General features: G+C 60.3%; 15 protein-coding genes. 12 read left to right on the forward strand and 3 right to left on the reverse strand.

Translation table 11 applies throughout. From position 1 onward, the window contains the following. The 3 genes from J5F18_RS07635 to J5F18_RS07645 all read right to left on the reverse strand — a co-directional run. Positions 1–205, reverse strand: a 205-nt coding sequence (locus J5F18_RS07635) for a hypothetical protein (protein WP_346301675.1), incomplete at its 3' end; no start/stop codon positions are given. Further along, complete coding sequence (locus J5F18_RS07640; protein ID WP_346301676.1) at positions 195–983, reverse strand: Mut7-C RNAse domain-containing protein; 789 nt, start codon at positions 981–983, stop codon at positions 195–197. The genes J5F18_RS07640 and J5F18_RS07635, both read right to left, overlap by 11 nt. A 22-nt stretch (positions 984–1,005) precedes the next feature. Next, positions 1,006–1,206: a hypothetical protein gene (locus J5F18_RS07645; protein ID WP_346302282.1), complete on the reverse strand. Its 201-nt coding sequence runs from the start codon at positions 1,204–1,206 to the stop codon at positions 1,006–1,008. On the opposite strand from J5F18_RS07645, the gene J5F18_RS07650 reads away from it, so the two are divergent. The 12 genes from J5F18_RS07650 (at position 1,160) to J5F18_RS07705 (ending at position 10,513) form a co-directional block, all read left to right on the forward strand. Further along, the gene (locus J5F18_RS07650; protein ID WP_346301677.1) at positions 1,160–1,597 is read left to right on the forward strand and encodes a zinc-binding dehydrogenase; all 438 of its coding nucleotides are present in this window, start codon (positions 1,160–1,162) and stop codon (positions 1,595–1,597) included. The genes J5F18_RS07645 and J5F18_RS07650 overlap by 47 nt on opposite strands. Before the next feature lie 155 nt (positions 1,598–1,752). After that, positions 1,753–2,175, forward strand: a complete 423-nt coding sequence (locus tag J5F18_RS07655) for a GFA family protein (RefSeq protein WP_346301678.1) — start codon at positions 1,753–1,755, stop codon at positions 2,173–2,175. Between the two features lie 291 nt (positions 2,176–2,466). Beyond that, positions 2,467–2,811, forward strand: coding sequence for a hypothetical protein (locus J5F18_RS07660; protein ID WP_346301679.1), 345 nt, complete (start codon positions 2,467–2,469; stop codon positions 2,809–2,811). A 28-nt stretch (positions 2,812–2,839) separates the two neighbouring features. Next, positions 2,840–3,676: an MOSC N-terminal beta barrel domain-containing protein gene (locus J5F18_RS07665; RefSeq protein ID WP_346301680.1), complete on the forward strand. Its 837-nt coding sequence runs from the start codon at positions 2,840–2,842 to the stop codon at positions 3,674–3,676. Between the two features lie 131 nt (positions 3,677–3,807). After that, positions 3,808–4,248, forward strand: a complete 441-nt coding sequence (locus tag J5F18_RS07670) for a YtoQ family protein (RefSeq protein WP_346301681.1) — start codon at positions 3,808–3,810, stop codon at positions 4,246–4,248. Between the two features lie 19 nt (positions 4,249–4,267). Then, positions 4,268–5,242 (forward strand): arsenic resistance protein, encoded by a 975-nt coding sequence (locus J5F18_RS07675; RefSeq protein WP_346301682.1) that lies wholly within the window; start codon positions 4,268–4,270, stop codon positions 5,240–5,242. Between the two features lie 739 nt (positions 5,243–5,981). Next, complete coding sequence (locus J5F18_RS07680; protein ID WP_346301683.1) at positions 5,982–6,686, forward strand: hypothetical protein; 705 nt, start codon at positions 5,982–5,984, stop codon at positions 6,684–6,686. Positions 6,687–7,028: 342 nt separating this feature from the next. Further along, positions 7,029–7,793 (forward strand): hypothetical protein, encoded by a 765-nt coding sequence (locus J5F18_RS07685; protein ID WP_346301684.1) that lies wholly within the window; start codon positions 7,029–7,031, stop codon positions 7,791–7,793. Positions 7,794–8,331: 538 nt separating this feature from the next. Then, positions 8,332–8,892 (forward strand): hypothetical protein, encoded by a 561-nt coding sequence (locus tag J5F18_RS07690; RefSeq protein WP_346301685.1) that lies wholly within the window; start codon positions 8,332–8,334, stop codon positions 8,890–8,892. Positions 8,893–8,894: 2 nt separating this feature from the next. Then, the gene (locus tag J5F18_RS07695) at positions 8,895–9,290 is read left to right on the forward strand and encodes a hypothetical protein (protein ID WP_346301686.1); all 396 of its coding nucleotides are present in this window, start codon (positions 8,895–8,897) and stop codon (positions 9,288–9,290) included. Between the two features lie 321 nt (positions 9,291–9,611). Further along, positions 9,612–9,971 (forward strand): XRE family transcriptional regulator, encoded by a 360-nt coding sequence (locus tag J5F18_RS07700; protein WP_346301687.1) that lies wholly within the window; start codon positions 9,612–9,614, stop codon positions 9,969–9,971. Then, the gene (locus J5F18_RS07705; RefSeq protein ID WP_346301688.1) at positions 9,968–10,513 is read left to right on the forward strand and encodes an RES domain-containing protein; all 546 of its coding nucleotides are present in this window, start codon (positions 9,968–9,970) and stop codon (positions 10,511–10,513) included. The genes J5F18_RS07700 and J5F18_RS07705 overlap by 4 nt, the downstream gene beginning before the upstream one ends. The last annotated feature ends 42 nt before the right edge of the window (positions 10,514–10,555 follow it).

Here is a 10,555-nt window from a genome sequence, read left to right on the forward strand (position 1 = left end):
AGGGGTAGGCGGGCGCGACGGGGCGGGGGATGGGGCCGCTGACCCGCTCGGCCAGGCGCACATAGTCCCGGGCGTCGCGCACGAAGGGCTCGTGGAGCTGCGGGCCGCCGGGATGGGGCAGCACCTGGTCGATGCCGCGGCCCAGCATCACATCGCCGGCCAGCGCCAGGGTCAGGGTGTCGTCGGGAAGGGTGTCACGGGGCATGGCGGCCTCCTGCCGCCTCCTGGGGGCGGCCTTGTTGCAGCTGCTTCACCAGCTCGCGCATCCGGGCCACGTGGCTGCCGTGCCAGTAGAGCCGCCCGCAGCCGGTGCACTCCAGGAAGCGCTCCACGTAGCGCCGGGTGAGGGGCTCGAGGCGGTGGAGCACCCGGGCCTTGGGCACCGGGGCGAGCAGGCCGTTGCAGTGGCTGCAGCGGGTGAAGGGGGCGAAGGCGTCGAAGAGGTCGAAGACCCGGCACACCTCCTCAAGCTGGCGGCGGGGCGCATCGGCACGCACGAAGTGGGCCAGGCTGAGGCACCGACGCTTGAGCAGCCGGCGGTCCCGGGTCAGCAGCACCCGGCCCTCGGCGACGGCGCAGGCGGCCAGCTCCGCGTCCTCCATATCGTTGCGGTAGCGGCAGTCGAAGCCGAGCAGCCGCAGGTAGCCGGCGAGCCGCCCCAGGTGGACGTCCAGCACCCAGCGCGGCGGCCGGGGCGGCCTGGGGCGCAGGTGGCGCACCCGGTCGAGCGGGGGCGTGTGCGACCAGGGATAGACCGCCACCCGCGGCGCCTCGCCCGCCTCGCCGTCCAGCAGCTGTTCGAAGCCCACCGAGACGCCATCCACGACGATGACGTCCACCTCGGTATGGGGTACGCCGAGGGCCTCGATCACATCCTTGACGGAGGCGCGGCGGGTCACCGCCTGGGGGAAGGGACGGTGGCGGCGCGCCGGCGGCAGGAAGTCGTTCAACTCGCCATGGAATCGAAACTCGGCAACGGCCATGCGCCCCTCCGGCATCGTCCTCTCAAGGGCAGTCTAGGCCACGCCCGGGGCGGCGCAGGCGCAAGAGGCCGGTGGCGATGGCGGTGCCGGCCAGGGTGATGGCCATGCCCACCAGGATCTGCAGGCTCAGCACCTCGCCCAGCAGCAGGTAGCCCCACAGCAGGGCGCTCACCCCCATGCGCACCAGCACCAGGGAGACCGGCCCGAACTCGGGGGCGGCCACCCGCCGGCGCCGAGGCGGCCAACATCAAGATCGGCGACAGCGCGGCGTGGACGCCTCCATCGAGGCGCTGGGGCTGCAGCAGACCTTCGAGCAGTCGCTGCGGGTGATCAAGCCCGGCGGTACCCTGTCGAGCCTCGGGGTCTACGCCGAGAGCCTGACCATCCCGCTGGACGCCTTCTGCGCGGGGCTCGGCGACCACCGCATCATCACTTCGCTCTGCCCCGGCGGCAAGGAGCGCATGCGCCGGCTGATGCAGATCATCGACAGCGGCCGGATAGACCTCGGCCCCATGGTCACCCACCGCTACCCGCTGGAGCAGATCGTCGACGCCTACGATCTCTTCTCCCACCAGCGCGACGGCGTGCTCAAGATCGCGCTCGAGGTGTCGTGAGCGATCCGTGCTAGCCTTCTGGACGATAGGGGAGAGTGCGTGTCGGTACGGGGCCGGGTAACAGCGGGCGGCCTGACCCGACGCGACGCGCGGCTCCCTTCATCCGATGATGAGCGCATCGCCCGCACCGGGCGATGCGCCACTGGGAGGCGAACATGGCGACGAAAACCGAGCATAGCGGCAGCTGTCTCTGCGGTGCCGTCCGCGTCACGGCCAGCACGCAAGGCAACCAGATTGGCGCCTGTCACTGCACCCTGTGTCGAAAGTGGGGTGGCGGGCCGCTTTTCGCGGTGGAGTGTGAGGGTGACGTGGCGTTCGAGGGCGCCGAGTCCATCGCCACCTACCCCTCCTCTGAGTGGGCCGAGCGGGGGTTCTGCAAGCGGTGCGGCACGCATCTCTTCTACCGACTCAAACAGGAACGGCACTACGCGATTCCAGTCGGACTCCTCGACGACGGCGAACAATGGGTCTTCGCCGACCAGATCTTTATCGATGAAAAGCCGGCCTTCTACTCCTTTGCCCAAGAGACGAGAACGCTGACCGGCGAAGAGGTGTTTGCCCAGTATCCGGTGAAGTGACGCAAATAAAACGAGTACCTGGGCCGCACTGGGTTATAATCGTGCCCAGCAACGCGATTCCCCGCAGCAGGAGTAACAGGCCAGGCGCCAAGGCCGCTTCTGCTGCGCCCCTGGCCACGGCCGGGCCTGGCCGCGACGGCCACTTCCCCCGATCATCCGCAACGGGTCGAACGGGTTCCCATTATAACGGCAAGTAGTGACAGCCCCGCGGCCAGCCGGATAGCGCCGCAGGGGATGGCATTGGCGCGGCTTCTGGTACACTTGTCGCACGCTTGACCTCATGGAGATGAGATGGAAACAGAATTGAGTGAATTCGAGCGGCAGATGCGCCGCGAGATCAACGCCTTCATGGATAATGAACAGAAGACCCGTCGCAAGGCGGCGACGTCTCCCCCCGAGTGGCCCAGGGAGGCCGGCGAAAAGGCCAAGGCGCCGCGCAGCAAACCCGGCGGGGCACCGAAGACCGGCCATCTGGTGAAGCTGGCGGTCCGCACCAAGCAGCTGGAGATGGATACCATCTTCGAACATGTCTCCTCCAGCATCTCCAAGATCGAGGCCCAGCTCGAGGCCGAGAAGGCCGCCCGCAAGGCCGGCTATCCCATCATCGGCTATGTGATCGAGACCCGCCGGCTCTAACCGTTCCCGGCTGGCCCAGGAGCCTCCCGTGAAGATCACCCAGCTCACCATCTATCCGGTCAAGTCGCTGCAGGGCATTCCCCTGCGCGAGGCGCGGCTCACCGCCCAGGGGCTGGCCGGGGATCGCCGCTGGATGGTGGTCGACGACGTCGGCCGCTTCGTCACCCAGCGCCAGCTGCCGGGCATGGCCCGGATCGGCACCGGCCTGGAAGAAGATGCCCTGGTGCTGACCCACCCCGGCATGACGCCGCTGCGCGTGCCGCTGGCCAGGCCGGCGCGCGAGCGCCTCCCGGTGTATGTCTGGGACGACCGCTGCGCCGCCCTGGACGAGGGGGACGAGGCCCGGCAGTGGCTGGGGGCGGTGCTGGGCGACCTGCGCGGCAGCGGCCTGCGCCTGGTGCGCTTCGACGAGCGCGAGCGCCGCCGCGTCGAGCCCCACTGCCTCCTGCCGGGGGAGCAGGCCCATACCGGCTTCGCCGACGGCTATCCCTTCCTGGTGGCCACCACGGCGTCGCTGGCGGCGCTGAACCGCGCCCTCGAGGCCGGCGGCGGCGAGGCGCTGCCCATGAACCGCTTCCGGCCCAACATCGTGATCGAGGGGGGCGAGCCCTTCGCCGAGGATGGCTGGCGGGAGATCGCCGGCGACGGCTGGCGGCTCGGCCTGCGCAAGCCCTGCCAGCGCTGCAAGATCACCACCGTGGACCAGATCAGCGGCGAGATCCGCCACCCCGGCGAACCCCTGAAGACGCTGATGGCGCTCAAGCCTCGGCTGGCCTTCCAGGGGGCCTTCTTCGGCCAGAACGCCATCCTGCTGGCGGGGGAGGGGCAGCCGCTGCGGGTGGGGGCTGGCATTTCGGCCGGATAGGCCGGCGCTGCCGCGAGCGGCCCTCCCGGTCGCCTGCCGCCGGTTTCCATGGAAAGATTTTTCACGAAATCCAGCCTGGGCTATCATGAGAGGTTCCACTCTCCCATCCCCTTTTCCCCGAGGAGCCTCGAATGAGCTTTCACGTCTATCTCTCCGGCGAGATCCACACCGACTGGCGCGACCAGATCCGGCGCGGCGCCGAGGCGGCCGGCCTCGACGTCGTCTTCACCTCGCCGGTGACCGACCATGACGCCAGCGACGCCGCCGGCGACCACCTGGGCGAGACGCCCAGCCAGTTCTGGCGCGACCACCAGTCCTCCAAGGTCAACGCCATCCGCACCCGCACCCTGATCGAGCAGAGCGACCTGGTGGTGGTGCGCTTCGGCGACCAGTACAAGCAGTGGAACGCCGCCTTCGATGCCGGCTACTGCGCCGCCCTGGACAAGCCCTACGTGACCCTGCACGGCGAGGAGATCGTGCATCCGCTCAAGGAGGTGGACGCCGCCGCCATGGCCTGGTGCACCACCCCCGATCAGGTGGTCGAGATCCTGCGCTACGTCACCCGCGCCTGATCCCCCGCGGAGCCCGGCCGTGCGCGAGCGCCTCGAACGCTACCAGGTCGTCGCCTATCTCGTTGCGGTGCTGGCCGGCCTGCTGGTGGGCACTCGCTCACCGGCGCTGGCCGAGTCCCTGGCGGTCGGGCTCTGGCCGCTGCTCGGGGCGCTGCTCTACGCCACCTTCACCCAGGTGCCGCTGCTCGCCCTGCGTCGCGCGCTGGTGAACGCTCGCTTCCTCTCGGCGGCGGTGCTGGGGCACTTCGTGGCGATCCCGCTGCTGGTCTGGCTGCTGGTGCAGGGGCTGCCGGCGGAGCCGGCGCTGCGCCTCGGCGTGCTGCTGGTGCTGCTGGTGCCCTGCACCGACTGGTTCCTCTCCTTCACCCACCTGGGCGGCGGCGACACCCCCACCGCCATCGCCTTCACCCCCCTCAGCCTGCTGCTGCAGCTGGCGCTGCTGCCGCTCTACCTCTGGCTGTTCCTGGGCCAGGCCGAGCTCGCCGGGCTGCTCCAGCGCGAGCTGCTGCTGGCCTTCGGCGGGCTGATCCTGCTGCCCCTGGCGGCGGCCTGGCTCACCGAGCGCTGGGCGGCGGGGCGCCCGCGCCGGGAGCGCGGCGTCGCCGCCCTGGGCTGGCTGCCGGTGCCGCTGCTGGCGCTGGTGCTCTTCGTGGTGGCGGCGGGGCAGGTGGGCCAGGTGCGCGAGTTCCTGGGGCTGCTGCTGTGGCTGGTGCCGCTCTTCGTGGCCTTCCTGGGGGCGGCGCTGCTGCTCGCCCGATGGCTGGCGCGGGCCTTCCGGCTACCCGCCCGCCAGGGGCGGGTGCTGGCCTTCGGCTTCGGCTCGCGCAACTCCTTCGTGGTGCTGCCCCTGGCGCTGGCCCTGCCGGCCGGCCTGGAGATGGCGGTGGCCGTGGTGGTGATCCAGTCCCTGGTGGAGCTGGTCGGCATGCTGGCCTTCCTGCACCTGGTGCCGCGACTGTTCCCCGACGCCGCCCAGGCCGCCGGCACCCGGTAAGCCCCTCCCCAGCCCGACCCTCGTCACCCCGGCCCGCCACCGGAGCCCGCAACCGCCTGGCCTGGGGGCTTTCCACCGTCGTCCCCCTGGCACCCCTGACTGAACCCCGCCTGCCGACGCGAAGTAGCACGTCAAGCCCACAGGCACGAGAAAACTCAAGATTCGAGTGGGCAAGCCGAAGCCACCTTTACTAAGCTGAGTGTTACTGAAAGGGTCATTCTGGGTGTTGTCGATGCCACTTGAAGACCTTGGCGGCCCCATAGGTATAGTTAGGATGGCGGTACTAAGCGGTACTGCCTAACGATAGTGTCTCCGCAGATCGAAGAATGTCGTCTGGAGCTCGTAAGAGATAATTAACGACCGTGGGTGTGTGGGTGTGTGGGTGTGTGGGTGTGTGGGTGTGTGGGTGTGTGGGTGTGTGGGTGTGTGGGTGTGTGGGTGTGTGGGTGTGTGGGTGTGTGGGTGTTGTGTGGGACTTGCATTCGGTCGATTTCGACCCATTGCGGTCAGGGAGAAAAAGATAGTTTGCGCTGTAATTCATATCATGCAGCAATCGAGGTGATTAGTGTTATTTTCCGTGGTAATCATAATATTAAAGTTTCTCAGGGGGTTGCGGGGTTATCGAGAGGATGATGTTGTTGAGTGCGTAAGCAAATTAATCATTATTAAGTCATGCATTCTAATGCTGTGAGTCGCCTAGTTAGATCGACAGAAGCCTGCAGCTTCGAGGAGAAGGGAGATGAGGTGGATCAATTGGTTCGAAAGGAAAGTTGAAGCCCTCGAAGGAACACATGCTGTGCTGCTTGTCATAGGAGCGGTCGGCATCTTTTTACATTTGGCGCATCTGGCGGGCTTTCATATAATTAAAGCTACTACGCAAAATCTTGCCTTTTTACTTAGTCTTCTTTGTATTGGTATAGGGCTTGGTCAACTAAAGATCGCCAAGTTGAACCACCAACTCACCCACGATGTTCGGTGTATGGCACATGGATTCACAGTCCCAAAAGACGCTATCGTGCCTACACTTTCACTTCTAGTAGGCGATGCAAAGGAGAGAATTCGTGCAACGCATTTCACCACAATTGAAACACCTGAAGGATACCTAGATGTGCTTAGCCGTTCGCTTCGAAATGGCGTTGGTTACCAAGTGATAGTCGGGTATGATTCGGAGAATATTTCTGAAGCCCGCAAGCACGCAGAGGCACGTCGCAGTCGCCTTGAGGAAGAAGGGTGCAATCCGAATACCTGTAATTTCAAGTTTATGGGTGTAGTTTGGGGGCTTGATTTGTTAATAGTGGATCAGCGTCATTTGTTTATTGGTTTTCCAAAAATTATGGGGGAGCAGGGTCTCCAGTCAGGTGTGGTTTATTGGAACGATCCAGCTCTAGTAGCAAGTATCATTGATTGGTATGATACTCATCTTTGGGAAAATGCCGAGCGGTGAATTCCTCGATAACATCCTAACTGTCAGGATGTGCCGGGTATGTCATTGAATTATCAAATGGCTCTTCGGTGAAAGTCGTTACTCCACATGATTCTAGTGCGGTGTCTCGAAAATTAGCTGTTTAGATATGGTCTTTCCTGATACCTGAATGTCCAGAATCCAGAATCCTTAGGGCGTCCACTATAAAAAAAGTAACTATTTCAGGAGAGTTTTGCTGAGATTATCAGTCATCTTGATCGAGACGGAGTACTTCGGAAATGAGTGCCAACCGGGTATTGCAACCTAACTGCTGCTATCGTGAAGGCTGGGCCTAATTGTTAAGGAAAAGCATGAGAGGGGAAAATGAGCGAGCCGTTAGATAAAAACGATCCCGAGCATCCGCCTGAATTGGCAGAGATCGCAAAATGGGTTCTCGGTATTTCAGGCATAGCAATCTTTATAGTCGCGTTCTTGTCCCTTTGGGGTGCTTATCGAACCACCGAGGAAAATTTTTTCCAGACAAGCCAGTTAGTTTTTAATTCCCTCCTGCCGCTTCTGGGCACGTGGGTTGGCACGGTACTTGCTTATTATTTCTCGAGAAAGAATTTTGAAAGTGCGAGTTATAGCGTTGAGCGAATGGTCACTCTGACGACTGATCAGAGACTTCAGCAATTGACTGTTGCGCAGGAGATGTTGCGGATTTCCGAGATTACGTTGTTCCGGATCCCGGCCGGGAAGTCGGCTGAGAATATCCTACTGAAGGACCTTGTTGCTAAACTTGGGGGGAAGATTACGCGCATCCCAATCGTTAATGACAAGGATGTTGTCTTGTATATTCTACATCAAAGTTCATTGTATAGGTTTTATGGAGAGAAAACTCTTGCGGGAAAAAGTGCTGTGGAATTAGAAGGATTTACATTGCAGGATCTTGTGAATGATGCGGAATTGAAAAGCTGGGTGACCAACATCGTGTTCGTGTCCGAGAAGGTAACAGTGGCTGATGCTAAAAAACAAATGGAGCATCAGACGGGCTGCCAGGACTTGGTCGTGACCAAATCAGGAAGTAAGAATGAACCGATGCTTGGCTGGATGACGAATGTCGATATTGGGCGTCTCTCCAAGGCATGAAAGTAATTTGGAATGGACTTGCAATGACTGCATAGCCTCGGAATTGTTGTCATAAAGTCCCCTCGCCACTAATTTTCTTTACTCACTCCATAGATCGTATGGCCATAGAAAATAAGCGACATCCTAGTGGAAATGGGCGCTGGCCAAGCATACGGTGGGGGAGTGAGGGACCTGATCTAGAAGAAGGGAGGATGAGCGCCAATTTGGCAATTTAGAGGGCTAGGGCGCGGAAAGTTATCCGCGTAACATGAGGCGTCAATTTAGTATTTTTATAGATTGAGATCAGTCTATGGATCAAGAAATTCTGAAGCAGGGGCGGAGTTGTTGTCAATTCTGGTGGATGGCTGTCAGCGTTCATTCCTGCCTAACTGATTGGTTACATGCTTCCGCACCAGAAGCTACCATGGCTAAGCGTATGTTCAATAAGTTGTTGAGAGCGCGTGTGAAGTGATAAGCAAGCACGCGGTCTAGTCACAGTTGAATGTGTTTTTAACTGACGGTGCTGTAATGGATCTAACAATCTTAATGGAGGCTGTTCATGAAAAAGACATACTACTCGACGACTACATTTCTCATACTTTCAATAAATCGTCATGTATATGATGGTGAGCATCGTGTGTACGTCGCCGAGGGGTTCTATCCCTATGGAAAGAAAAATCCGAAATCGTCAAATCCGTTGCTAATCTACATGGATCTCTATCAGCCATGGCAGGACCGAGATAAACACGACAAGTTTGTTCTTCAACATCGGCTGGCGGTTAGGAAAGGTATTATGGAAAAGGAAAAAGACAATACAGTCTCGCCCCTGAACGCCCGAGATCTACGAATGGTTGCAGATCTCATAAGAATTGATTTTTTCTACCCAGTAGTCTATCAAGTGAAGTTCGACGTGAGTGCATCTGGGAGGAGTGGAGTAACTGTGGCTGGTTCTGGACTAGCAGGCTCAAGTGAATTCTTGATATCAGATCTTAATGATAGCGAGTTCGAGCTGATTTTCAATGATTGTTACGCTAACTGCTTCGATAAGCTACGAGAGCCGCGTGGATTTTTTAACAGCAAAACTCAAGCTGTGAAAGAGCTACTAAGGTGGAGTCCCTAACTATGAAATTTATCTCTCTTCCCTTGCATTATTTCTCAAAGCTGAAGAGCCCCAATGACTTTCACAACTACGTTGACGGACTGGCGATAATCGACGACCTGCTTTGTAAATTCGATACAGAGCCACGGTCGCCAATGTATCATCCGAAAGACAATCAAGGGCGACCGGCCGGAGATCCAGTGCTGCTCAAAGCACGAATGTCAGAATGCCTGGATGAGTTAGAGTCACCTTATATTAAAGATAACCTTGCTCAAAATTTCGAACGTGCTATGAATCTCTACTCGGAATCAATGAGTTCATCAGACCAGATACAACTTTTTCTTTCCGATCTGCTCTACCACTACGCTGACATCATTAATCCGGAAGTATATCCAGGAAATCAGGGTTTAATATTTTAATAAAGTAAAGTGGGTATGCGTCGCTCATCGCCGTTCATCAGGGGTTGCTAAATTTTAGTACTCGTTTGAATTGGTCACGATGCTCCTGAATAGTCTCTCACGATAGATCTGAACGGGCGGTAACCCCCAGTGCCAGGATTGTACGGATTATTCGACTGCCGAGTCACAGAGCTGGAAGCGTGCGATCAGCCGCTATAACCAGACCGTGATGGACTGCGTGAGCTACACGAAACGCCTGGGACGAGGTTCCCGAGGTGGAATGGCGTCCAGACTTCGTGTCGCCTATATTGGCATATAAATACGCCAACCTAGGTGGCAGCCATGAGTGCCGAGCTACAGGGTATCGTCGATCAGGAAGGCTTGCTTGCCGCCGATGCGCTGGTGGCTGAGCTGCGCATCACCAAGCGTGAGCTTGCCCAGGCACTTGGCCTGAGTCATGCCGCCCTGATCCGCAAGGACCGGCTGCGCTCGGTGACGACCCAGCAGCGGCTGCGGCAGACGGTGGAGATCCTCAAGCGCATCGAGACATGGGCGGGATCTCTCAGCGCCGCCTGGTCCTGGTATCGCGCCTACCCGATCGCCGCGCTGGGTGACCTGACCGCCGAGGAGCTGGTCGCCCAGGGGCGGGCCGATGATGTGCGAGCCTACCTCGCCCACATCGCAGAGGGAGGCTATGCGTGAGCCTGCGGGAACTCGGCGAGACGTACCGGGGAATGGTCTATCGAGGCCACAACCCCCTCTGGGATGACGATCCTGAATCCGGCGCGGGGGCGGCAAGAAAGGGCGGGCGCTGGAATTGGGTCGGGCTTCCAGCGCTCTACACCAGCGAGCGGTTTGAAACCGCTTGGCTGGAAGCCCAGCAAGGGTTGGCGATGAAGACCCAGCCGCTGACACTGTGCACCTACGAGGTCGACTGCGGCCCCATCCTGGATCTGTGTGATCCGGACATCCGGAACAGGGTGCATCCCGACCCTGAGGCGTGGCGACACGAGGCCTGGCTGAGCAAGTCTCGGCTCGGGATGCCCGTGATAGGCTGGGAGATCGCCCAGAAGCTGATGGACGAAGGGATTGTCGGTATCCGTACCCCTTCCCAGGCAAGGGGGGCCACCGCGCGGGACGTCAATGTGGTGTTCTGGCGCTGGTCCAGGACGCCGCCCACGATGGTCCGGGTGATCGACGACGAGGGATGCCTCAAGCGACGCAAGGCCAAGCACCCGCCGTGATGCGGCGGCGGGCGATGGGTGGGAAGAGGCCGGGGACTTTCC

It is taken from the genome of Halomonas sp. BM-2019 (genome assembly GCF_017584085.1).